The organism is Pseudomonas sp. LBUM1659 (assembly GCF_059716045.1).
In genome coordinates, this window is the sequence record NZ_CP166797.1 from 5,087,894 (window position 1) to 5,109,912 (window position 22,019).

A 22,019-nucleotide genomic window follows, 5' to 3' on the forward strand; every position below is an offset into this window, starting at 1 on the left:
TCCCCATGGCTTTTACCGACCCGTTCATCCGCCGCCCGGTCCTCGCGACCGTGGTCAGCCTGTTGATAGTGCTGCTGGGCTTCCAGGCCTGGAGCAAACTGCCGTTGCGCCAGTACCCGCAAATGGAAAACGCCTTGATCACGGTGACCACTGCGTACCCCGGGGCCAACGCCGAAACCATCCAGGGCTATATCACTCAACCGATGCAGCAGAGCCTGGCCAGTGCCGAGGGTATCGACTACATGACGTCGGTCAGTCGCCAGAACTTCTCGGTGATCTCGATCTACGCGCGTATCGGCTCCAACAGCGACCGCTTGTTCACCGAGCTGCTGGCCAAGGCCAACGAGGTCAAGAACCAGCTGCCTCAGGACGCAGAAGATCCGGTGCTGAGCAAGGAAGCGGCTGACGCCTCCGCACTCATGTACATCAGCTTCTTCAGCAAGGAGCTGAGCAACCCGCAGATCACCGACTACCTGTCGCGGGTCATCCAGCCGAAACTGGCCACCCTGCCCGGCATGGCCGAAGCCGAGATTCTCGGCAATCAGGTGTTTGCCATGCGCCTGTGGCTGGACCCGGTGAAGCTCGCCGGCTTCGGCTTGAGCGCCAGTGACGTGACCAACGCGGTGCGCCAATACAACTTCCTTTCCGCCGCCGGCGAGGTGAAAGGCGAGTACGTGGTGACCAGCATCAACGCCAACACCGAGCTCAAATCCGCCGAGGCCTTTGCCGCGATTCCACTGAAAATCGATGGCGACAGTCGAGTGCTGTTGCGTGATGTCGCCCGGGTTGAAATGGGCGCGGAGAACTACGACACCATCAGCTCCTTCGGCGGCACGCCGTCGGTGTACATCGGTATCAAGGCCACGCCCGGCGCCAACCCGCTGGACGTGATCAAGGAAGTGCGCAAGATCATGCCGGACCTGGATGCCCAGTTGCCGCCCAACCTCAAAGGTGAAATCGCCTACGACGCCACGCTGTTCATCCAGGCCTCGATCGACGAAGTGGTGAAAACCCTGTTCGAGGCGGTGCTGATCGTGATTGTGGTGGTGTTCCTGTTCCTCGGCGCCTTTCGCTCGGTGGTGATCCCGGTAGTCACGATTCCGTTGTCGATGATCGGCGTGATGTTCTTCATGCAGATGATGGGGTACTCGATCAACCTGCTGACGCTGCTGGCGATGGTGTTGGCCATCGGTCTGGTAGTGGACGACGCCATCGTGGTGGTGGAAAACATTCACCGGCACATCGAAGAAGGCAAGACGCCGGTTGATGCGGCCATCGAAGGCGCCCGGGAAATCGCCATGCCGGTGGTGTCCATGACCATCACCCTGGCGGCGGTCTACGCGCCGATCGGCTTCCTGACGGGGCTGACGGGGGCGTTATTCAAGGAGTTTGCCCTGACGCTGGCCGGGGCGGTGGTGATCTCCGGGATCATTGCTCTGACCTTGTCACCGATGATGTGTGCGTTGCTGCTGCGTCACGATGAAAACCCCTCCGGCCTGGCCCATCGCCTGGACCTGATTTTCGAAAGCCTCAAGCGACGCTATCAAAGCATGCTCCACGGCACCCTCAATACCCGGCCGGTGGTGCTGGTGTTCGCCGTGATTGTGCTGTGCCTGATTCCGGTACTGCTCAAGTTCACCAAGTCGGAACTGGCGCCGGATGAAGATCAGGGCATCATTTTCATGTTAGCCAACGCACCGCAACCGACCAACCTCGATTACCTGAACACCTACACCGACGAGTTCGTCACGATCTTCAAGGCGTTTCCCGAGTACTACTCTTCGTTCCAGATCAACGGTTTCAACGGTGTGCAATCGGGGATCGGCGGCTTCTTGCTCAAGCCGTGGAACGAGCGCGACCGCACTCAAATGCAGATTCTCCCCGACGTCCAGGCAAAACTGGAAAGCATCCCGGGCTTGCAGGTTTTCGGTTTCAACCTGCCCTCCCTGCCCGGCACCGGCCAGGGACTGCCGTTTCAGTTCGTCATCAATACGGCCAACGATTACGAGTTGCTGCTGCAAGTGATGGACCGGGTGAAAAAGCGCGCAATGGATTCCGGCAAGTTCGCCTTTGTCGACGTCGACCTGGCCTTTGACAAACCCGAAGTGGTGGTCGATATCGACCGCGCCAAAGCCGCACAGATGGGTGTGTCGATGCAAGACCTGGGCGCAACGCTGGCGACGTTGCTGGGCGAGGCGGAAATCAACCGTTTCACTATCGAGGGACGCAGTTACAAAGTCATTGCGCAGGTTGAGCGCCCGTTCCGGGATAACCCGGACTGGCTCAATAATTACTATGTGAAGAACACCAAGGGTGAATTGCTAGCCCTGTCGACCCTGATCACCGTGACCGACCGTGCCCGACCGCGGCAGTTGAACCAGTTCCAGCAACTCAACTCGGCCATCCTTTCCGGTGTCCCGCTGGTCAGCATGGGGGAAGCCATCGATGTCGTGCGGCAGATCGCCCAGGAAGAAGCCCCGGCGGGCTTCGCCGTCGACTATGCCGGCTCGTCGCGGCAATACGTTCAGGAAGGTAGCGCGCTGTGGGTGACCTTTGCCTTGGCACTGGCGATCATCTTCCTGGTACTGGCCGCGCAGTTTGAAAGCTTTCGCGACCCGCTGGTGATTCTGGTGACCGTACCGCTGTCGATTTGCGGTGCGTTGATCCCGCTGTTCCTCGGTTGGTCGAGCATGAATATCTACACCCAGGTCGGGCTGGTGACGCTGATCGGACTGATCAGCAAACACGGGATTCTGATCGTCGAGTTCGCCAACCTGCTCCGCAAGGAAAAAGGCCTGACAGCTCGCGAAGCGGTGGAGGAAGCGGCGGCCATTCGGCTTCGCCCTGTCTTGATGACCACGGCAGCGATGGTGTTTGGCATGGTGCCCTTGATCATCGCCACGGGCGCGGGTGCGGTGAGCCGGTTTGATATCGGTACGGTGATTGCTACGGGGATGTCGATAGGGACGCTGTTTACCCTGTTCGTGTTGCCGTGCATTTACACCTTGCTGGCCAAACCCGACACCAAAGAACCCGCATAAACTAATCCCTGTGCGAGCAGTCTCACTCCCACAGTTAATTGGTGGAGAGGCTTGGAAATCGGAATTAAAAAAAAGGCCTCGCACTTGCGAGGCCTTTTTTTTGGCTTCAATCTGGTCAATTTTGCGGTCTCATTCCCTGTACAAGCCCGAACATAAGCAACAACAAATCGTGGTCGGGTTGCGCAGCCGTGGAGGCTTTGATTGCGCGCGGTATTGGACAGTGAGCATCGCCGCTCACTGAACTGAGGACCTGCGTGCGAGGCTGCTCCCAAGCAGCCACCGCCAATGAAGCAACTGCCAAGGCTCCTATCAGAAACAAACCTCGTGCAATTTCCAGTTTCATCGCTATAAACCTTTGATAGCGCTGCCAAACGCCGTCTTGTAAAAATAGACGAGTTTTTCCCAATCCGCAGCGCTGAACGACGAGTGGCGACGCAGTTGCTTCATGTCATGAGCCGCCGCCTGAGAGGCTGTCATACGCTTTCGGCACTTCTCCAGGTCGATCAAGGCGATTTCGGGTTTGGCCGACTCACCTTCACCGATGATCCGCAGAAATACGTGCTTTATATAGAGGCAACTGTGCTGCCAACGGCCCTTGTGCATGCGGGCGAGGTTCTCGGCCAGCTCCTTCAACACGCGATCATGCACCGCCTCACCATGACGCTCACGACCACCACCGGCGTACCAGTATTCGATCTCCTGAAAGCCATCCAGCGACTTGGTTACCAGCAATGCGCGCCATTTGTGCACAGGGTCGCGCTGTGCGCCGCAGAAAACGATGTCAGGAACACGTACGTCGAGCTTGCGCAGGCCGACGAGGGCATCTTGCTCGCGCAACACGGTCGGCCGACCAAACGGGTGCAACCAGCTACGATAAATGTGACCGGTCTGACGCTTGGCGTAGAGCAATTGTCCATCGCTGGCCGTGACGCGCTGCACACCACTCTCTCCGCCGCGGCGAACGTTGGGTTCTTCTACCCATTCACCGCGCTGGTTCCAGAAATAGTCGAAGCGATCCTGGGGAGCGACTTCCTTTTCTGCTGCACATTGCCCTGCCATCCTGTTACCTCTTGCGTAATACGTAAACGCGCCACATCGCGTAGAGCGGTATAAAGTCCAGTTTTTCCTGGATACGGAAACCCGCCTGCTCAAACTCCTTTTCCACCGTTGCGGCCGGTAACACAAAGCGGTTTTGGTAGCCTTCCTGCCCACGCCGCGCTTCTGAACGCTTGCGCTTCCAGGCCTTGAAGTTACCGTCCACCCACAGTGAAAGGATCACGCTGTCACGGGAGACACGCTCGAATTCGCGGAAAATGGCCAGTCGATGCTCGGCTTCACCAATGTGGTGCAGCAAACGCATGCAGAAAATGCTGTCGACGGAGTTATCAGGCAAGGCGATGTCGAAAGCCGAAGTGTGCAAGGGTTGTACCCGCTTGACCACGTCAGCGGGTTGCGACTGCATGGCAATCTTCACCATCGACTCAGAGTTGTCGGCACCGATGATCGCACGGTTGGCTTTTTCCGCCAGCATTGGCCAGAAACGCCCGGCACCGCATGGCAAATCGAGTACAAGCCCAGGATCGCCGACCAGCGTCAGCGCCTTGCGCGCCAGCTGTACGTCACGCCAGTGGGACAACTTGCGACCGAGGCCATCCTGATGCTTGCGCAGGTAGTGTTGCGCGTGTTGGTCGTCGTATTTTTCGGAAAAATCAAGTTTGATCGGGCCGTCCATTATCAATGGTCTCCTGAAATGCTGATTTCACCAACCTTAGGTAGTTTAGTGTCACTGTGAGGTCATGCATTTGTGAAAATTTCGTCGGGTAAAACGTTGAACCATTTCAAGATTTTACTGGAAGCTAACAATAGCTCATGGCATCCCACCGTGACCATTCAATCAACTGACATTCGACGCCTGTAACTCGACCTGAAAACGACAACCATTGGGCTCCATTGTCGTCAGGCTGACAGTCCAGCCCTGGTTCTCACAGATCCGTTGCACCAGTGACAACCCTAGACCAAGGCCCTCGCCGCGTTTTTCGGAACCCCGCACAAAAGGCTCGAACATCGCTTCGCGCTTGTCCTCTGGAATGCCCACACCACTGTCCTCGACCCAAAAACCCGTGGCCGTGAGGGTCAGGCGAATGAACCCGCGTTCGGTGTAATGCAGTGCGTTGCGCAACAAGTTGCCCATTACCGCATGCAAAAGGGTTGCGTTGTAACTCGAGACTGGAGGGGGGCCCGGCTCGAAAATCAGCGTCAGCCCCTTGGTTTCGATGGGTTCTCGCCACAGATTGAGCAACCCGTCGGCGACCTGGCTCAGGTTCTGCTGCGGCGACATGCTGGCGTCTTCACGCTGTGCGCGAGCCAGCATCAGGAAGGTTTGTACCAGCTCTCGCATTTCTTCGCAGGCCCGGGCAATGCGCTCGACCTGGGCGCGGCCGCGCTGATCGATACCGGGGTTTTCCAACAGCAGCTCACAGGAACTGGCCAGCACCATCAATGGCGTACGCAGTTCGTGGCTGACGTCACTGGTAAACATCCGCTCGCGGCTCAATGCCTGGCGCAAGCGCCCGAGGGTGGCGTCGAAGGCAACAGCCAGCTCGCCCACTTCGTCAGCGGCATAATCGGGCGCCAGGGGCGGTGCCAGCCCTAACAACTGATCGCGGTGACGCACCTGGCGGGCCAGACGGACCACCGGCGCCATGACTTTGCGCGCCAGGACCCAACCGAGAAATACCGCCAGCACCAGGCTCAGCACGAAGCCCGTTAACACCACGGCAAACAACACCCGCTCACGCTCTTCGAAATCGCTTTGGTCCTGAAGCAAAACGTAACGCCGGCCGTCGACGATTTCGACCATGGCGTGATACGACAGCTGATCGCGAAAAACCTCGTGAAAACCCGAGTCCAGGTTGCGCAAATCCTTGGGCAGTTCGAAATCGCCTGCCCCACCACTGAAGTAGAACAGTTGGTCCGGCTCGGGACGATGGTTCCAGTCCGACATGCTGTCCATCAACAACAGACGTTGTAAATCGCCGCCCAGACCGGACGAAATCAGTTTTTCTTCCACCACGTGCACGGTCGCCACAATGCCCATGGCAAAGGCGCCAGCCACCAATGCGCTCATCAGTGCAAAGGCGATGATGATCCGTTGAGCAAGGCTCTGCTTAAACTCCATCACGGCCCTCGGCCAAGCGATAACCTACACCGTGAACGGTTTGCAGCAATGGCTTGGCGAACGGCTTGTCGATGACCTGACGCAGTTGATGGACGTGGCTGCGCAGGCTGTCACTGTCCGGGCAGTCGTCGCCCCACAGTGCCTCTTCGAGAATTTCGCGGCGCAGCACATGCGGGCTTTTCTGCATCAGCACGGCCAGCAGTTTCAGCCCCACCGGGTTGAGCTTCAGCAATCGGCCTTCGCGGGTCACTTCCAGGGTATCGAGGTCATAGGCCAGATCGCCGACTTGCAACGTACGACGACCGCCACCTTGAGTGCGGCGCATCACCGCCTCGATCCGCGCTGCCAGTTCAGACAGGGCAAAAGGTTTGATCAGGTAATCATCAGCGCCGGACTTGAAGCCTTGCAGCCGGTCATCCAGTTGATCGCGGGCGGTGAGCATGATGACCGGCGTATCGCGGCGGGCGTCTTCGCGCAGGCGTTTGCACAGGGTGTAACCGTCGATGCCAGGCAGCATGATGTCGAGCACGATCAAGTCGTAATGCTCGGTGGCCGCCAGGTGCAGGCCGGACAGACCGTCTTGTGCGCAATCCACGGTGTAGCCTTTGAGGCCCAGATAATCAGCCAGGTTGGCCAGGATATCGCGGTTGTCTTCAACCAATAGAATTCGCATGGGCACTCCTCCGTACACAGTCACGGCCGTCTTGGCCCGCGCAGCTTAAGGGCAAGTGTGGCTCAGGGCTAGGGTTGCGGACAGGAGGAATCAATTCGCTCAACCAAATGATAGAGTTAACACGTTTTTCACTATGGATTCACACCCTGACTACAGCGGTCGGGCGAAGCTTCCACGTAAATGATAATAAGGAATACATACACAATGGACTTCTTCAAGACGGCACCCATGCGCTTTCTCCTGCTGGTCACCGGCGCCTGGCTGGCCATTTTCTTTCTGACCCGAACGGTTCTGCTGCTCACTCATCTGGACGAGGCTGGCAGCGGCTTCCTGTCAGTGTTCGGCATCGGCTTGATTTACGACCTGGGCTTTATTGCCTATGCGGCACTGCCAATGGGCCTCTACTTGCTGCTGTGCCCACCGGCCTTGTGGCGTCGGCGCGGTCATCGCTGGTTTCTTCAGGGCCTGCTGACGGTCAGCCTGTTCGCCATGCTCTTCACCGCGGTGGCCGAGTGGCTGTTCTGGGATGAATTTGGTGTGCGCTTCAATTTCATCGCCGTCGACTACCTGGTGTATTCCGACGAAGTGCTGAACAACCTGCTCGAGTCCTATCCGATCGGCAAGCTGCTGAGCCTGCTCGCGGTCCTGGCAGTGGGCTTGAGCTTCGTATTACGCAAACCCTTCAATGCAGCCATGAACGCCCCGTTGCCACCCTTGCGCGGGCGCCTGCTGAATGCCTTGGGGTTATTGATCGTTGCTGGTTTGAGCCTGCAATTGCTCAGCCAGGATTCGCCTCGCGCACAAGGCGGCAACGCCTACCAAAACGAGCTGGCAAGCAACGGTCCGTACCAGTTTTTTGCAGCGTTCCGTAACAACGAACTGGACTACCCGCAGTTTTACAGCACCCTGCCGAGCGACGTTGTCGCGCAGCAGATTCGGGCCGAGTTAAGCGAACCGAATGCGCGCTTCATCGGCACGGACCCGCAAGACATCCGTCGGGAAATCGATAACCCCGGTACCCTGCGCAAACCCAATATCATATTGGTGACCATCGAAAGCTTTAGTGCCAAATACATGGGCAGCAACGGCAACCAGCGCAACTTGACACCCAACCTCGATGCCCTGCGCAACCAGAGCCTGTACTTCAACAACTTCTACGCCACCGGCACCCGTACTGACCGCGGCCTGGAAGCCATCACCCTGGCCATCCCGCCGACACCGGGACGCTCAATCGTCAAGCGCGTAGGGCGTGAGAGCGGTTTTGCCAGTCTCGGCCAACAACTCAACGCCGTGGGTTACGACAGCGTATTCGTTTACGGTGGGCGCGGTTACTTCGACAACATGAACGCGTTTTTCAGCGGCAATGGTTACCGCGTAGTCGACCAGAGCAGCGTCGATGAAGCCGAGATTCACTTCAAGAATGCCTGGGGCATGGCCGACGAAGATTTGTATACGCAGACGCTGAAACTGGCTGACGCCGACTATGCGAAGCAACAGCCGTTTCTGCTGCAACTGATGACCACGTCCAACCACCGCCCTTACACCTATCCGCAGAATCGGATCGACATCAAATCCGGTGATGGCCGTGACGGTGCGGTGAAGTACACCGACTACGCCATTGGTCAGTTCCTTGATCAGGCGCGCAAAAAGCCCTGGTTTGACAATACAATCTTCGTGTTTGTCGCCGACCACACCGCTGGCAGCGCCGGTCAAGAAGACTTGCCGATCAGTAACTATCAGATTCCGCTGTTCATTTATGCACCGAAGTTGATCGAAGCCCGCGAGACCGCACAACTGGCCAGCCAGATCGACCTCGCCCCCACTTTATTGGGCTTGCTGAATCTGGATTATGAATCGACGTTCTTTGGTCGCAACCTGTTGCAGGACAATCCGCTGCCACCGCGAGTGGTGGTTGGCAATTACCAACACCTGGGGTTGTTTGATGGCAAGGATCTGGCGATCCTTAGCCCGCGCCAAGGGTTGCGTCGTCATGATGAAGCGCTGACAGACAGTCGCGAGTCCAGTGCCAGTGCCAACGATCCATTGATCACCCGTGCGATCACTTATTACCAAACGGCCAGTTATGGCTTCAAGCAACAGCTGCTTGGCTGGAAGGCGTCCAAGGAGGGTGCCGGCCAAGTCAGCAACCGTTAACCGAATCGCCCCAGGCTGATGCCCCGGGGCTTGTTCCTTTGTTCAGGATCCACCATGTCATCAACCGTTGTCCGTCCTGCCTCTCGCCCACTCAATTTCTGGGTGTGCCTGGGTGTCCCCGCCGTCGCGGCGATCATTCTGGTGCTGCTCGAACTGACATCCCTGGACATGGACCTGGCCAAGCTGTTCTACGATCCAGTGGCAGGAGACTTCATCGGACGCCACAGTTACTTCCTGGAAGACATCCTGCATGACAGCGCCAAGCAAGTGGTCATCGCGTTCTCGGTTTTTGCCGTCCTCGGTTTCATCGGCTCGTTTTTCATGACCAGGCTCAAGCCGTTCAAACGGGAGCTGGGCTGCCTGGTGCTGTCTCTGGGACTGGCGACCTCCTTTGTCACCCCCATGAAAGCGGTGACGGCGGTGCAATGTCCGTGGAGCCTTGAGCAATTCGGCGGCCACGAGACCTACAGCGAATTATTGAGCACTCGTCCGCACACGGATAAACCTGGCCGTTGCTGGCCTGGCGGTCATGCTGCCACTGGTTTCACGCTGTTTGCGCTGTTCTTTGTGTTGCGTGACCGCCGCCCGCGCATGGCTCGCGCGGCGTTTGTCTTCGCCTTCGCCCTGGGCTCGGTGTTCTCCATTGGCCGGATGATGCAGGGCGCGCACTTCTTTTCGCACAACGTATGGACAGCGGTTTTCTGCTGGCTGATTTGTCTGGGGTCGTATTACTACGTTCTTTACCGACCAGCGACCCACGCTGAATCAGTAGCCAAGGCGAAACCGGTCAGCGCCTGAAACACCGATCAAACAATGTGGGAGTGAGCCTACTCGCGATGGCGTACTTTCAGCCGACATCCTGGTTGAATGTAAGACCGCAATCGCGGGCAAGCCCGGCTCCCACAGGTTTAGCTCGGTCAACTGAGGGAGCCGGGCTTGCCCGCGATGGTAGCGACTCGGTCTCCTGACTTGCCCGAATGCGGGCAATAAAAAAACCCCGCCTGCTTTCGCAGGCGGGGTTTTTCAATACAGGGGTAAGGCTGGCTTACATCATGCCGCCCATACCGCCCATACCGCCCATGTCTGGCATGCCGCCGCCAGCTGGTGCGTCGTCCTTGATCTCGGCGATCATGGCTTCGGTGGTGATCATCAGGCTGGCGATGGAAGCCGCTGCCTGCAGAGCCGAACGAGTCACTTTAGCCGGGTCCAGGATACCCATTTCGATCATGTCGCCGTATTCGCCGGTAGCAGCGTTGTAACCGTAGTTACCCGAACCCTGCTTGACCTTGTCGACGACTACGCTTGGCTCGTCACCGGAGTTGGCAACGATCTGACGCAGTGGGGCTTCAACAGCGCGACGCAGCAACTGGATACCAACGTCTTGATCGGCGTTGTCGCCTTTCAGTTCGGAGATAGCCTGCAGAGCGCGAACCAGTGCCACGCCGCCGCCAGGTACCACGCCTTCTTCGACGGCTGCACGGGTAGCGTGCAGGGCGTCTTCAACGCGGGCTTTCTTCTCTTTCATTTCAACTTCGGAACCAGCGCCAACCTTGATCACTGCAACGCCGCCGGACAGCTTGGCCAGACGCTCTTGCAGTTTTTCGCGGTCGTAGTCGGACGAAGTGTCGGCCACTTGCTGACGGATCTGCAGAACGCGAGCCTGGATGTCAGTCTCAACGCCAGCGCCGTCGATCACGGTGGTGTTTTCTTTGGACAGGATCACGCGCTTGGCATTACCCAGGTGTTCCAGGCCAGTGCTTTCCAGGCTCAGACCGATCTCTTCGGAGATAACGGTACCGCCAGTCAGGACAGCGATGTCCTGCAGCATGGCCTTGCGACGGTCGCCGAAGCCTGGAGCCTTGACGGCTGCGACTTTAACGATGCCACGCATGTTGTTCACAACCAGAGTCGCCAGGGCTTCGCCTTCAACGTCTTCGGCCACGATCAGCAATGGACGGCCGGCTTTGGCAACGGCTTCCAGGACTGGCAGCATTTCGCGGATGTTGGAGATCTTTTTGTCGACCAGCAGGATCAGCGGACCGTCGAGCTCGGCAGTCATGGTCTCTGGCTTGTTGACGAAGTACGGGGACAGGTAGCCACGATCGAACTGCATGCCTTCAACAACCGACAGTTCGTTTTCCAGGCCCGAGCCTTCTTCAACGGTGATCACGCCTTCTTTACCGACTTTTTCCATGGCTTCGGCAATGATGTCGCCGATGGAGTTGTCGGAGTTGGCCGAGATGGTGCCGACCTGAGCGATAGCCTTGGTGTCAGCGCAAGGCTTGGACAGGGCTTTCAGCTCTTTGACAATAGCGATGGTCGCTTTGTCGATGCCGCGTTTCAGGTCCATCGGGTTCATGCCGGCAGCGACGGCTTTCAGGCCTTCGTTGACGATCGATTGAGCCAGAACGGTAGCGGTGGTGGTGCCGTCGCCTGCGTCATCGTTGGCACGGGAGGCAACGTCTTTGACCAGCTGCGCGCCCATGTTTTCGAAGCGATCTTTCAGCTCGATTTCTTTGGCAACGGACACGCCGTCCTTGGTGATGGTCGGAGCGCCGAAGCTCTTCTCGATGATCACGTTACGGCCTTTAGGGCCCAGGGTCGCTTTTACTGCGTCAGCCAGGACGTTGACACCGGCGAGCATTTTCTTGCGGGCGGAATCGCCGAATTTAACTTCTTTAGCAGCCATGATCGATATTCCTTAAATACTTTGTAGTAGCGGGAAAATGAGCGGGGAATCAGCCTTCGACAACGGCGAGGATTTCGCTCTCGCCAATGACCAACAGGTCTTCGCCGTCGACTTTCACAGTGTTGCTGCCGGAGTAAGGGCCGAACACAACCTTGTCACCCACTTTCACGGACAGTGCACGCACTTCACCGTTGTCCAGCACTTTGCCTGGGCCTACAGCGAGGACTTCACCCTGGTTTGGCTTTTCAGCAGCCGAACCTGGCAGGACGATGCCGCCAGCGGTTTTCTTTTCTTCTTCGCTGCGACGGACGACGACGCGGTCATGCAGAGGACGAAGCTTCATTGTCGATCTCTCCTAATTGTGGTTTTCATCGGCCGGTGTACTCCCGGCGGGTTTAACAAATCCGGCGGTGCCGGGTGCGGTTCGTCAAACGAACCGCGGAAGTCTGTCTGGCAGGTTTGCCAGAAACCTTGCGGTGACCGTTACATAAGGGCACATAAGCTCATTACAAGGGCGGGGATCGAAATTTTTTACATCGATGACCCGAAAACGAACACGGCACCCGAAGGTGCCGTGCAGGTGAAACGATTTACTTGGAGTCGCGGTGCTCGAACTCACCTTCGATCACATTGGGCTCACGGCCCAGCGGCTCGCGCGGAACAGGACCGCCACGCGGCTGAAGGTCATCGGCGAATGCACGCTGACGGATCGCGGCTTCTTCGGCGCGCTGGCGCATTTTATTGGCCAGCAGTCGACGAGAGAACGGCAGCAGCATGATCAGGCCCAGCACATCACTGACGAAACCCGGCAGGATCAATAGTCCGCCCGCCAAGGCCAGCATCAGGCCTTCCAGCATGGTCTGGGCCGGCAGTTCGCCGCGACTCAGGCTTTCACGGGCACGCAGTGCAGTGGCCAGACCGGCGATACGCAGCACGAACACGCCAAGCATCGAGCCGAGAATGATCAGTAGCAGGGCCGGGAAAAACCCGATTGCCCCACTGACTTTGACGAATACGAACAGTTCCAACACCGGGAACAGTACAAAGAGCAACAAAAAAGGGCGCATCAAATGGTTCCTCAACGCAAGAATGCCTTGCCAGTGTTCCCTAGATGACGTCGCCGATTCGTGAATTCAAGCGTCGGCGACTTCATTTCTGGGCCAATGCTCGGCGTGAGCCAGGAAAACCAAGGCTTCCCGGACTTGTGTCGGCGTATTACAAGGCGCTTGAAACGGCAACCAGTATAGCGCCTGACCAATACGCAAATGCATGCCTTCGGTGTCGATGCCAGCCAGTTGCGCCGGTTCGGTTTTCGGCAAACCCGCCAGTTCGACGTAGTGCGCAATGGCTTTGGCGTGATCGGCATTCATGTGCTCGACCATGCTCACTTCGGCTTTGCCGGCAAACGGGTTGGCCAACGTCAGTTGATCGACCCAGTGAATCGCGCCGAAGCCGCCGATATAGCGGTGACGCACCGGTTTGAGTACCCAGAAATCGAAATCGTGGGCCTTGTGGTAACTCTGCGAATCCGGGAAGTAGCGGTAGTAACGCTCGGCTGCCGCTTCAATGGCGGCCTCGTCCTCGAGCTTTTCGGCTTCGGCGAGGTAGGTCAGGCGACCAACGGCTTGTACGTCGTCGGCCTCACGCTCGCCCACAAACAGAGAGCATTTCGGATCTTTCTGCAGGTTATGCGTGTGCTGGGCGATGCGGCTGATAAGGATCAGCGGCCGGCCCTCCTCGTCCAGACAGTAAGGAACCACAGAGCCAAACGGGTAACCCGGCATCGACTTGGAATGGGTCGACAGCACCCCCCGGTATTCCTTGAGAAGCAATTTTCGGGCATTCTTGGCCGCTTCTACGCTCAATTTATGACTCCTTAAATAGAATCCGTCGAAAAAACGGACAGGCGACTGGGGAAAAGTATTCAGTGCGCCATTCGGGCAGTTCTCATGTGCAGCCAGGCCACATCCGGCGCAGATCGAGAGGCCCTCTCCAAGGAAAACCACTCTGACCTGCTATTGGGGCATGCGAATGCAACTCACTGACAAAGTAATCATTATCACTGGCGGTTGCCAGGGTTTAGGTCGTTCCATGGCCGAGTATTTCGCCGCCAAAGGCGCGAAACTGGCGCTGGTGGACCTGAACCAGGAGAAGCTCGACGACACCGTCGCGGCCTGCAAGGCCAAAGGTGCCGAGGCACGCAGCTACCTGTGCAACGTCGCCAATGAAGAGCAAGTGACCCACATGGTCGCCCAGATCGCCGAAGATTTCGGCGCGATCCACGGCCTGATCAACAACGCCGGGATCCTGCGCGACGGTCTGCTGCTGAAGGTCAAAGACGGCGAAATGACCAAGATGAGCCTGGCCCAATGGCAGGCGGTCATCGACGTTAACCTGACCGGCGTGTTTCTGTGTACCCGTGAAGTTGCGGCCAAAATGGTCGAGCTGAACAACAGCGGCGCGATCATCAATATCTCCTCGATCTCCCGCGCGGGCAACGTCGGTCAGACCAACTACTCGGCTGCCAAGGCCGGCGTGGCGGCGGCCACCGTGACCTGGGCCAAGGAACTGGCGCGCTACGGCATCCGCGTGGCGGGCATTGCACCGGGCTTTATCGAAACCGAGATGACGCTGGGGATGAAGCCTGAAGCGCTGGACAAGATGACGGCCGGTATTCCGCTCAAGCGCATGGGCAAGCCTGAAGAGATCGCCCATTCGGCGGCGTACATATTCGAGAACGACTACTACACCGGCCGGATTCTGGAAATGGATGGCGGGTTGCGGATCTAAGCAACACCGCAAAACAATGTGGGAGCGGGCTTGCTCGCGAATGCGGTGTGTCATTCAACTAGTTGGCTGATCTACCGCATTCGCGAGCAAGCCCGCTCCCACATTTAATCGTATTTCAGATCATCAATCGTCGCTGATGGAGATGTTCGGCATCGCCGGCGACACGGCTTCCTGTAACACGATCCGCGCGCCGACGTGGCGGGCCAATTCCTGATACACCATCGCAATCTGGCTGTCCGGCTCGGCGATCACCGTTGGCTTGCCGCCATCGGCCTGCTCGCGGATAACCATCGACAGTGGCAACGAGGCCAGCAGTTCGACGCCGTACTGGTTGGCCAACTTCACACCACCGCCTTCACCAAACAGATGCTCGGCATGCCCGCAATTGGAGCAGATGTGCACGGCCATGTTTTCCACCACGCCCAGCACCGGGATGTTGACCTTGCGGAACATCTCCACGCCCTTGCGCGCGTCCAGCAATGCCAGATCTTGCGGGGTTGTCACGATCACTGCACCGGCCACCGGGACTTTCTGTGCCAATGTCAGCTGAATGTCACCGGTGCCTGGCGGCATGTCGATGACCAGGTAATCCAGGTCGCCCCAGGCGGTTTGGGTCACCAGTTGCAGCAGCGCACCGGACACCATCGGCCCACGCCAGACCATGGGTGTGTTGTCGTCGGTCAGGAATGCCATTGACATCACTTCAACGCCATGGGACTCGATCGGCACGAACCACTTCTGATCCTTGACCTTTGGTCGGGTACCTTCCGGGATGCCGAACATGATGCCCTGGCTCGGACCGTAGATGTCCGCGTCGAGAATGCCGACCTTGGCACCTTCACGGGCCAGCGCCAGCGCCAGGTTCGCGGCGGTGGTGGATTTACCCACGCCGCCCTTGCCGGACGCCACGGCCACCACGTTTTTCACGTTCGCCAGCCCCGGAATCTGCGCCTGAGCCTTGTGCGCGGCAATCACGCTGGTGATCTCAACGCGCGCGGTCGTCACGCCGTCCAGGCCTTCAATAGCCATTTGCAGCATCTGTGACCAGCCGCTTTTGAACAGGCCGGCGGCGTAACCCAACTCCAACTGGACGTTAACGCGATCGCCCTGGATCTGGATATCGCGCACGCATCCGGCGCTGACCGGATCCTGGTTCAGATAAGGGTCGGTGTATTGGCGAAGGACGGCTTCCACCGCTGCGCGATTGACGGCGCTCATGGGCAACTCCGATAGCAAGACTGGAAAATCAGGTGGGTATCGTACCTGTTCTGATCGTTTGGCGGGATGCCGAACAGATCTGTAGGGATCCGTTGCGCGAATCCCCGTCACTCATCCAATGAAACAGGCTCACAAGGTGAAAAATATGCGCCGGCGCTTTATAGTGGCCGACCTCCGTTTCATCAAGTAGCCGAGCCCCATGTCCGAGCCACGCAAGATCCTCGTCACCAGCGCCCTGCCCTATGCCAATGGTTCGATCCATCTTGGCCACATGCTGGAATACATCCAGACCGATATGTGGGTGCGTTTCCAGAAGCACCGCGGCAATCAATGCATTTATGTCTGCGCCGACGACGCCCACGGTTCGGCGATCATGTTGCGCGCGGAAAAGGAAGGCATCACCCCGGAACAACTGATCGCCAACGTCCAGGCTGAACACAGCGCCGACTTTGCCGAGTTCCTGGTGGACTTCGACAACTTCCACTCCACTCACGCCGAAGAAAACCGTGAGCTGTCGAGCCAGATCTACCTGAAGCTGCGCGACGCCGGGCACATCGCCCAGCGTTCGATCACGCAGTACTTCGACCCGGAAAAGAAAATGTTCCTGGCCGACCGCTTCATCAAGGGCACCTGCCCGAAATGCGGCACCGAAGACCAGTACGGCGACAACTGCGAAAAATGCGGTGCGACCTACGCACCAACAGATCTGAAGGATCCGAAGTCGGCAATCTCTGGCGCCACGCCGGTGCTCAAGGATTCCCAGCACTTCTTCTTCAAGCTGCCAGACTTCCAGGAGATGCTGCAAACCTGGACCCGTAGCGGCACCCTGCAAGACGCCGTGGCCAACAAGATCGCCGAATGGCTGGACGCCGGCCTGCAACAGTGGGACATCTCCCGCGATGCGCCGTACTTCGGTTTCGAGATTCCTGACGAGCCAGGCAAATATTTCTACGTGTGGCTGGATGCGCCAATCGGCTACATGGCCAGCTTCAAGAACCTCTGCAACCGCACGCCGGAGCTGGACTTCGATGCGTTCTGGGGCAAGGACTCCACGGCCGAGCTTTACCATTTCATCGGCAAGGACATCGTCAACTTCCACGCCCTGTTCTGGCCAGCCATGCTCGAAGGCGCCGGTTTCCGTAAACCGACCGGCATCAACGTGCACGGCTACCTGACCGTCAACGGTCAGAAAATGTCCAAGTCCCGTGGCACCTTCATCAAGGCCCGGACGTATCTGGATCACCTGTCGCCGGAATACCTGCGCTACTACTACGCAGCCAAGCTGAGTCGTGGCGTCGACGACCTCGACCTGAACCTCGAAGACTTCGTGCAGAAGGTCAACTCGGACCTGGTCGGCAAAGTCGTCAACATCGCCAGCCGATGCGCCGGTTTCATTCACAAAGGCAACGCCGGTGTGCTGGTGGCGGGTAATGCCGCGCCGGAACTGACCGACGCGTTCCTGGCCGCTGCGCCAAGCATCGCCGAGGCTTACGAGGCTCGCGACTTCGCCCGAGCCATGCGTGAAATCATGGGCCTGGCCGACCGTGCCAACGCCTGGATCGCCGACAAGGCACCGTGGTCGCTGAACAAACAGGAAGGCAAGCAGGACGAAGTCCAGGCCATCTGCGCGCTGGGCGTCAACCTGTTCCGTCAGTTGGTGATTTTCCTCAAGCCGGTCCTGCCGCTGCTGGCTGCCGACGCCGAGGCGTTCCTGAACGTCGCGCCGCTGACCTGGGATGACCACGCGACCTTGCTCAGCAACCATCAGCTGAACGAGTTCAAGCCGTTGATGACCCGCATCGACCCGGTAAAAGTGCAGGCCATGAGCGACGCTTCCAAAGAAGACCTGACCGCCAGCGCAACCGACACCGGCGAAGCCGCACCGGCCGGCAACGGCGAACTGGCCAAGGATCCACTGTCGCCAGAGATCGAGTTCGACACCTTTGCTGCGGTCGACCTGCGCGTTGCTCTGATTCTCAAGGCCGAACACGTGGAAGGTGCCGACAAACTGCTGCGCCTGACCCTGGACATCGGTGACGAGCAACGCAACGTGTTCTCCGGGATCAAGAGCGCTTACCCGGATCCGTCCAAGCTCGATGGTCGCCTGACCATGATGATTGCCAACCTCAAGCCACGGAAAATGAAGTTCGGCATCTCCGAAGGCATGGTGATGGCGGCCGGCCCTGGCGGTGAAGAAATCTACCTGCTCAGCCCTGATAGCGGCGCCAAGCCGGGTCAGCGCATCAAGTAAGGTTGTGCGGTAAACCGATCCCACAGTCGTGCCTGACGCGACTGTGGGATTTTCATATCTGGCCCACCCTCCGTCCTTGCCGGATAATGCCTAAGCTTTTTAGACCGCTCCGTTAAAAAGCCCCTGTTCTTGCCGGCACGATCATGACCGAAATGCTTCTTACGCTTATCAGCGCTGCCCTGATCAACAATGTCGTGTTGCACTGGCCGCTGGGCGCCGATCCGCTGTTGGGTAACGAGCATCGGCAAGTGCACGCGTTGGGTATTGCGACATTCTGTTTGATGCTAGTGGTCGGCGTGTTGGGCTACTCAGCTGACCGCTGGCTGCTGGTCCCTCTGGAACTGACGTCGTTGCGCCTTTTCGTGTTCTTGCCCTTAAGCGTTTTGTTGATTGCTCCGTTGTTGAAAGTGCTGTCGCGGGCACTGCCAAAACTGGCGTTCGACGGGCTCTGGCCACTTCTTTTGGGCAACGCTGGCGTGCTCGGGCTGACGCTGCTCAACGCTCAGGACGATAAAGGATTCTTTCATGCCACCTTCCTGAGCCTCGGCGCCGGGTTGGGGTTTTGGCTGGTGCTGAGCCTGTTCAGCGATTTGCGCCAACGCACACTCGACAACGATGTTCCCCTGCCCTTTCGCGGCCTGCCGATCGAGCTGATCGGCGCCGGATTGATCGCCTTGGCATTTCTCGGATTTAGCGGACTGATCAAAACATGAGTCTGATTCAACGCATCGACGCCCTCTTGCCGCAGACTCAATGCGGCAAGTGTGGCCACCCCGGATGCAAGCCCTACGCCGAAGGCATCGCCAGCGGCGAGCCGATCAACAAGTGCCCGCCCGGCGGCAGCGAAACCATCGCGGCCCTGGCCGAACTGCTGAAAGTACCGGTGCTGGAACTGGACATCAGTCGCGGCTCGGCCCCGGCGCAAATCGCCTACATTCGCGAGGCCGAATGCATCGGTTGCACCAAATGCATCCAGGCCTGCCCGGTGGACGCCATCGTCGGTGCGGCCAAGTTGATGCACACGGTGATCATTGATGAATGCACCGGTTGCGACCTTTGCGTAGCGCCCTGCCCGGTAGATTGCATCGAGATGCGACCGTTGCCGCTGGCCACCGTATTGCCGATTGTCGGGGGCCTGGCCGTAAGCCTTGAAGAGCAACGGGCTCGCGCCGCCAAACGCAACCATGCACGGCGCCGATTCGAACAGCGCAATGCCCGCTTGCAGCGCGAGGAACAACAGAGAACCGCTGAACGCCAAGCCCGCGCGCAACGCACCGTTGCGCACACTGAAGTGACGACGTTCGACCCGGTACAGGCAGCGCTTGAACGCGTGCGCGCACAAAAAGCGGCGAGCGCCGATGCGGCGTTGAAAAAGGCCAAGATCGATCTGGCGATGAGTCGGGCGCAACTGAACAAGTCACTCAAGGCCTTCGGGCATCCACCGACCTCCGAGCAGCAGTCGCAACTGATCGTGCTTCAGCAACAGTTCGAAGCCGCCGAACAAGCCTTGGCGCAACTGGAAAGCAGTTCACCGCCAGCCCCGCCCCCCGTTGCCCCGGCGAAGGACGCCGAGTTGAAACGGGCGAAGATCCAGTTGGCCATGCGCCGCGCCGAACTCAAGAAAGCCCAGACCAGCGAAGCACCGGTCGAACAAATCGAAGCCCTGCAACGCGCACTCAACGAGGCGGAACAGGCCTTGCACGTTGCCGAAGCAGCGAGTGAACAACCGCTGCCGGACCTGACGCGCGTCGAGAAACGCCCTATCGATAGCCAGCTTCGACAGTTGAAAACCGAATTGGCCTACGCACGTGCCGACGTCAGCAAACTCGAACGAGGTGCGGACACCCCAAGCGAGTTGATCGACAAGGCCCGCGCGCGCTTGCTGGAAGCCCAGCGCCAGGTGGATGCCTATGTCGCCCCTTGAGTCGGTGGACGAACGCCTTCAGCAGGCAATGAAGCTGGTGTTGCTGGCCACCGTGCCGGGAATGCTGACGTTATTCGGGCTGTATGGCTGGGGCGTATTGATCAACCTGATGCTGGCGACCGTTACCGCGCTGGCGGTTGAAGGCGCCGTGTTGCGACTGCGCCAGCGCCCGCTCAAACCGACATTGAGTGACGGCAGTGCGCTGGTCAGTGCGACGTTACTGGCACTGGCGCTGCCGCCCTACTGCCCGTGGTGGCTGACGGTCTGTGCGGCGGCGTTCGCGCTGCTCGGCAAACAGCTGTATGGCGGCGTTGGCAAGAATCCGTTCAACCCGGCGATGCTCGGTTTCGCCCTGGTGCTGGTGGCCTTTCCCCAGCAGATGACGCACTGGCCATCCTCCCACGGCATGGACTTGTTCGGCGGCCTGCAACAGGTGTTCGGATTCCACCTCAGCCAGACGCCCGACGCCTGGGCCCAGGCCACCGCGCTGGACAGCCTGCGAATCAACAAAAGCCTGACCATGGACGAACTCTTCGCCGGTAACCCGGCATTCGGCCATTTCGGCGGACGCGGCGTGGAATGGGTCAACCTGGCCTTTCTCGCCGGTGGCGCATTTCTCCTGCAACGGCGCGTGTTCAGCTGGCATGCGCCGGTCGGCATGCTCGCCAGCCTGTTCGTCATCAGCCTGCTGTGCTGGAACGGTTCGGGCTCCGACTCCCATGGCTCTCCCCTGTTTCATCTGCTGACCGGCGCCACCATGCTGGGGGCTTTTTTCATTGTCACGGAACCGGTTTCCGGCGCCAAAAGCGCTGGTGCCCGGTTGCTCTTTGGTATCGGCGCCGGCTTGTTGACTTACCTGATACGGACTTGGAGTGGCTATCCGGACGGCGTGGCATTTGCCGTGCTGCTGATGAACCTTTGTGTGCCAGCGCTGGAGCGCTTTGTCGCGTCCAGGCAGGAAGTGACCCCATGAGCCGAGCGTCCAGCGTTGTGATTCTGGTGCTGTTGGCCGGGCTGGGAGTCGGCGCGACCTACCTCGTGCAACGTATCAGCGCCCCCCGCATTGCCGCTGAACAACGGTTGATCGACAGCCGCAACCTGCTCGACCTGCTACCACCGCAAACCTACGACAATCAACCACTGGAACAGCCGCTCAACCTCGCCAACATCACGTTGCCCAACAGCACGCTGCTGGGCGGCTACCTGGCGACCAAAGCCGGCCAACCGAGCGCGGTCTTGCTGCGCAGCCAGACCATGGGCTACGAAGCCTCAATCGAATTGCTGATTGCCATCGATCCCAACGGCAAGTTGTTGGGAGTCAAAACCCTCAAGCAATCGGAAACTCCGGGGCTGGGTGGCAAGATCGCCGACTGGCCCAATACCTGGCTCCAGGCATTTGCCGGCAAGTCTCGAAGCGACCCCGGCGACGCAGGCTGGGCCCTGAAAAAGGATCAGGGGCAATTCGATCAGGTGGCGGGGGCAACCAGTACTTCAAGGGCGGTGATCAGTGCCATTCACGACGCGTTACGCTACTTCGATGAACACCGCCAACCATTGAGCGGGAGTAGCGCCCATGACTAAGTCATCGACCCTGCAAAACTCGTTGATGCTTGCGCCCCTGATCGGTGCCACGACTTCCTGGGCTGCGGCGCTGGGATTGTGGCTGATGTTCATCGTAGTGATCAGTGCTTACGGCGCTGGCATGTGGGCCTTGCGATCCCGGCTGGTTCCGCTCGCCCGCTTGCTTGCCTGCCTCCTGCTGGCCGCCACACTCACCAGCTGCGCGCAAATGGCCACACAAGTCTGGTCACTTCAATGGCACCAACCGGTAGCGCTTTACGCAGGATTGATCGCCCTGCAATGCGTTGTGCTGGAGTACAACGGTTTCTTTCAGAGCCCACGTCTTGATCGCTTGCGCCTGTGTGCTCTGTTTGGCGCGCTGATGGTCGGCCTGGGCCTGCTTCGCGAACTGGTTGGAAACGGTGGCCTGCACCTCGCCACGCTGGCCCCCGGCGGGTTCATTTTGCTGGGAGTGTTGTTCGCCGCACGTCAGGCCTGGACCCGCTCGACGCCCTCACCTTGATTGACTGTTTTTAGGAAA

20 protein-coding genes are annotated in these 22,019 nt (G+C 58.8%); 10 read left to right on the top strand and 10 right to left on the bottom strand.

Annotated features, from left to right (window positions below; translation table 11 throughout):
• The first annotated feature begins 5 nt into the window (after positions 1-5).
• The gene (locus ACA048_RS23025; RefSeq protein WP_497626426.1) at positions 6-3,041 is read left to right on the top strand and encodes a multidrug efflux RND transporter permease subunit; all 3,036 of its coding nucleotides are present in this window, start codon (positions 6-8) and stop codon (positions 3,039-3,041) included.
• A gap of 115 nt (positions 3,042-3,156) precedes the next feature.
• Here the strand turns inward: ACA048_RS23025 and ACA048_RS23030 are convergent, their stop codons facing one another.
• The 5 genes from ACA048_RS23030 to colR all read right to left on the bottom strand — a co-directional run bounded on the left by ACA048_RS23030 (position 3,157) and on the right by colR (position 6,892).
• Complete coding sequence (locus ACA048_RS23030) at positions 3,157-3,384, bottom strand: hypothetical protein (RefSeq protein WP_497626427.1); 228 nt, start codon at positions 3,382-3,384, stop codon at positions 3,157-3,159.
• Positions 3,385-3,386: 2 nt separating this feature from the next.
• Positions 3,387-4,100 (bottom strand): lipopolysaccharide kinase InaA family protein, encoded by a 714-nt coding sequence (locus tag ACA048_RS23035; protein WP_497626428.1) that lies wholly within the window; start codon positions 4,098-4,100, stop codon positions 3,387-3,389.
• A 4-nt stretch (positions 4,101-4,104) separates the two neighbouring features.
• On the bottom strand, positions 4,105-4,773 hold the full coding sequence (locus ACA048_RS23040; protein ID WP_497626429.1) for a class I SAM-dependent methyltransferase: 669 nt from the start codon (positions 4,771-4,773) through the stop codon (positions 4,105-4,107).
• A gap of 162 nt (positions 4,774-4,935) precedes the next feature.
• Positions 4,936-6,219, bottom strand: a complete 1,284-nt coding sequence (locus tag ACA048_RS23045) for a sensor histidine kinase (RefSeq protein ID WP_497626430.1) — start codon at positions 6,217-6,219, stop codon at positions 4,936-4,938.
• Positions 6,209-6,892, bottom strand: a complete 684-nt coding sequence (gene colR / locus ACA048_RS23050) for a two-component system response regulator ColR (protein ID WP_007948597.1) — start codon at positions 6,890-6,892, stop codon at positions 6,209-6,211. Before colR ends, ACA048_RS23045 begins: the two co-directional genes overlap by 11 nt.
• A 204-nt stretch (positions 6,893-7,096) precedes the next feature.
• Between colR and ACA048_RS23055 the strand changes: the two genes are divergently transcribed.
• A complete protein-coding gene (locus ACA048_RS23055) occupies positions 7,097-9,046 on the top strand; it encodes an LTA synthase family protein (protein ID WP_497626431.1) in 1,950 nt (649 codons plus the stop codon).
• A gap of 54 nt (positions 9,047-9,100) precedes the next feature.
• Positions 9,101-9,844, top strand: a complete 744-nt coding sequence (locus ACA048_RS23060; RefSeq protein ID WP_497626432.1) for a phosphatase PAP2 family protein — start codon at positions 9,101-9,103, stop codon at positions 9,842-9,844.
• Between the two features lie 247 nt (positions 9,845-10,091).
• Here ACA048_RS23060 and groL read toward each other — a convergent pair whose 3' ends face one another.
• The 4 genes from groL to ACA048_RS23080 all read right to left on the bottom strand — a co-directional run bounded on the left by groL (position 10,092) and on the right by ACA048_RS23080 (position 13,600).
• Complete coding sequence (gene groL / locus ACA048_RS23065; protein WP_497626433.1) at positions 10,092-11,735, bottom strand: chaperonin GroEL; 1,644 nt, start codon at positions 11,733-11,735, stop codon at positions 10,092-10,094.
• 49 nt (positions 11,736-11,784) lie between these two features.
• Positions 11,785-12,078 (bottom strand): co-chaperone GroES, encoded by a 294-nt coding sequence (locus ACA048_RS23070; protein WP_007948593.1) that lies wholly within the window; start codon positions 12,076-12,078, stop codon positions 11,785-11,787.
• 247 nt (positions 12,079-12,325) lie between these two features.
• Complete coding sequence (locus tag ACA048_RS23075) at positions 12,326-12,802, bottom strand: FxsA family protein (protein ID WP_497626434.1); 477 nt, start codon at positions 12,800-12,802, stop codon at positions 12,326-12,328.
• 66 nt (positions 12,803-12,868) lie between these two features.
• Positions 12,869-13,600, bottom strand: a complete 732-nt coding sequence (locus tag ACA048_RS23080; protein ID WP_497626435.1) for a HugZ family pyridoxamine 5'-phosphate oxidase — start codon at positions 13,598-13,600, stop codon at positions 12,869-12,871.
• 166 nt (positions 13,601-13,766) lie between these two features.
• On the opposite strand from ACA048_RS23080, the gene ACA048_RS23085 reads away from it, so the two are divergent.
• Positions 13,767-14,525 (top strand): SDR family oxidoreductase, encoded by a 759-nt coding sequence (locus tag ACA048_RS23085; protein ID WP_497626436.1) that lies wholly within the window; start codon positions 13,767-13,769, stop codon positions 14,523-14,525.
• Between the two features lie 123 nt (positions 14,526-14,648).
• Here ACA048_RS23085 and apbC read toward each other — a convergent pair whose 3' ends face one another.
• Complete coding sequence (gene apbC / locus ACA048_RS23090) at positions 14,649-15,743, bottom strand: iron-sulfur cluster carrier protein ApbC (RefSeq protein ID WP_497626437.1); 1,095 nt, start codon at positions 15,741-15,743, stop codon at positions 14,649-14,651.
• A gap of 199 nt (positions 15,744-15,942) precedes the next feature.
• Here apbC and metG point away from each other — a divergent pair, with 199 nt between their 5' ends.
• The 6 genes from metG (at position 15,943) to ACA048_RS23120 (ending at position 22,001) form a co-directional block, all read left to right on the top strand.
• Positions 15,943-17,994, top strand: coding sequence for a methionine--tRNA ligase (gene metG / locus ACA048_RS23095; protein ID WP_497626438.1), 2,052 nt, complete (start codon positions 15,943-15,945; stop codon positions 17,992-17,994).
• Between the two features lie 143 nt (positions 17,995-18,137).
• Positions 18,138-18,707: an electron transport complex protein RnfA gene (locus ACA048_RS23100; protein ID WP_497626439.1), complete on the top strand. Its 570-nt coding sequence runs from the start codon at positions 18,138-18,140 to the stop codon at positions 18,705-18,707.
• On the top strand, positions 18,704-19,918 hold the full coding sequence (gene rsxB, locus ACA048_RS23105; protein WP_497626440.1) for an electron transport complex subunit RsxB: 1,215 nt from the start codon (positions 18,704-18,706) through the stop codon (positions 19,916-19,918). Before ACA048_RS23100 ends, rsxB begins: the two co-directional genes overlap by 4 nt.
• A complete protein-coding gene (locus ACA048_RS23110) occupies positions 19,905-20,891 on the top strand; it encodes an RnfABCDGE type electron transport complex subunit D (protein ID WP_497626441.1) in 987 nt (328 codons plus the stop codon). Before rsxB ends, ACA048_RS23110 begins: the two co-directional genes overlap by 14 nt.
• Entirely contained in the window at positions 20,888-21,499 is a 612-nt protein-coding gene (locus ACA048_RS23115) for an RnfABCDGE type electron transport complex subunit G (protein ID WP_497626442.1), read from the top strand. The genes ACA048_RS23110 and ACA048_RS23115 overlap by 4 nt, the downstream gene beginning before the upstream one ends.
• Positions 21,492-22,001: an Rnf-Nqr domain containing protein gene (locus tag ACA048_RS23120; RefSeq protein WP_497626443.1), complete on the top strand. Its 510-nt coding sequence runs from the start codon at positions 21,492-21,494 to the stop codon at positions 21,999-22,001. The genes ACA048_RS23115 and ACA048_RS23120 overlap by 8 nt, the downstream gene beginning before the upstream one ends.
• Positions 22,002-22,019 lie beyond the last annotated feature (18 nt).

What these genes read in the sequence shown, in the direction of transcription:
- ACA048_RS23040 (WP_497626429.1), bottom strand. Translation starts at nt 4,773, where the DNA reads ATGGACGGCCCGATCAAACTTGATTTTTCCGAAAAATACGACGACCAA.
- ACA048_RS23035 (WP_497626428.1), bottom strand. Translation starts at nt 4,100, where the DNA reads ATGGCAGGGCAATGTGCAGCAGAAAAGGAAGTCGCTCCCCAGGATCGC.
- groL (WP_497626433.1), bottom strand. Translation starts at nt 11,735, where the DNA reads ATGGCTGCTAAAGAAGTTAAATTCGGCGATTCCGCCCGCAAGAAAATG.
- metG (WP_497626438.1), top strand. Translation starts at nt 15,943, where the DNA reads ATGTCCGAGCCACGCAAGATCCTCGTCACCAGCGCCCTGCCCTATGCC.
- ACA048_RS23055 (WP_497626431.1), top strand. Translation starts at nt 7,097, where the DNA reads ATGGACTTCTTCAAGACGGCACCCATGCGCTTTCTCCTGCTGGTCACC.
- apbC (WP_497626437.1), bottom strand. Translation starts at nt 15,743, where the DNA reads ATGAGCGCCGTCAATCGCGCAGCGGTGGAAGCCGTCCTTCGCCAATAC.
- ACA048_RS23070 (WP_007948593.1), bottom strand. Translation starts at nt 12,078, where the DNA reads ATGAAGCTTCGTCCTCTGCATGACCGCGTCGTCGTCCGTCGCAGCGAA.
- ACA048_RS23100 (WP_497626439.1), top strand. Translation starts at nt 18,138, where the DNA reads ATGACCGAAATGCTTCTTACGCTTATCAGCGCTGCCCTGATCAACAAT.
- ACA048_RS23060 (WP_497626432.1), top strand. Translation starts at nt 9,101, where the DNA reads ATGTCATCAACCGTTGTCCGTCCTGCCTCTCGCCCACTCAATTTCTGG.
- ACA048_RS23120 (WP_497626443.1), top strand. Translation starts at nt 21,492, where the DNA reads ATGACTAAGTCATCGACCCTGCAAAACTCGTTGATGCTTGCGCCCCTG.
- ACA048_RS23025 (WP_497626426.1), top strand. Translation starts at nt 6, where the DNA reads ATGGCTTTTACCGACCCGTTCATCCGCCGCCCGGTCCTCGCGACCGTG.
- ACA048_RS23085 (WP_497626436.1), top strand. Translation starts at nt 13,767, where the DNA reads ATGCAACTCACTGACAAAGTAATCATTATCACTGGCGGTTGCCAGGGT.
- ACA048_RS23110 (WP_497626441.1), top strand. Translation starts at nt 19,905, where the DNA reads ATGTCGCCCCTTGAGTCGGTGGACGAACGCCTTCAGCAGGCAATGAAG.
- colR (WP_007948597.1), bottom strand. Translation starts at nt 6,892, where the DNA reads ATGCGAATTCTATTGGTTGAAGACAACCGCGATATCCTGGCCAACCTG.
- ACA048_RS23075 (WP_497626434.1), bottom strand. Translation starts at nt 12,802, where the DNA reads ATGCGCCCTTTTTTGTTGCTCTTTGTACTGTTCCCGGTGTTGGAACTG.
- ACA048_RS23030 (WP_497626427.1), bottom strand. Translation starts at nt 3,384, where the DNA reads ATGAAACTGGAAATTGCACGAGGTTTGTTTCTGATAGGAGCCTTGGCA.
- ACA048_RS23045 (WP_497626430.1), bottom strand. Translation starts at nt 6,219, where the DNA reads ATGGAGTTTAAGCAGAGCCTTGCTCAACGGATCATCATCGCCTTTGCA.
- ACA048_RS23115 (WP_497626442.1), top strand. Translation starts at nt 20,888, where the DNA reads ATGAGCCGAGCGTCCAGCGTTGTGATTCTGGTGCTGTTGGCCGGGCTG.
- rsxB (WP_497626440.1), top strand. Translation starts at nt 18,704, where the DNA reads ATGAGTCTGATTCAACGCATCGACGCCCTCTTGCCGCAGACTCAATGC.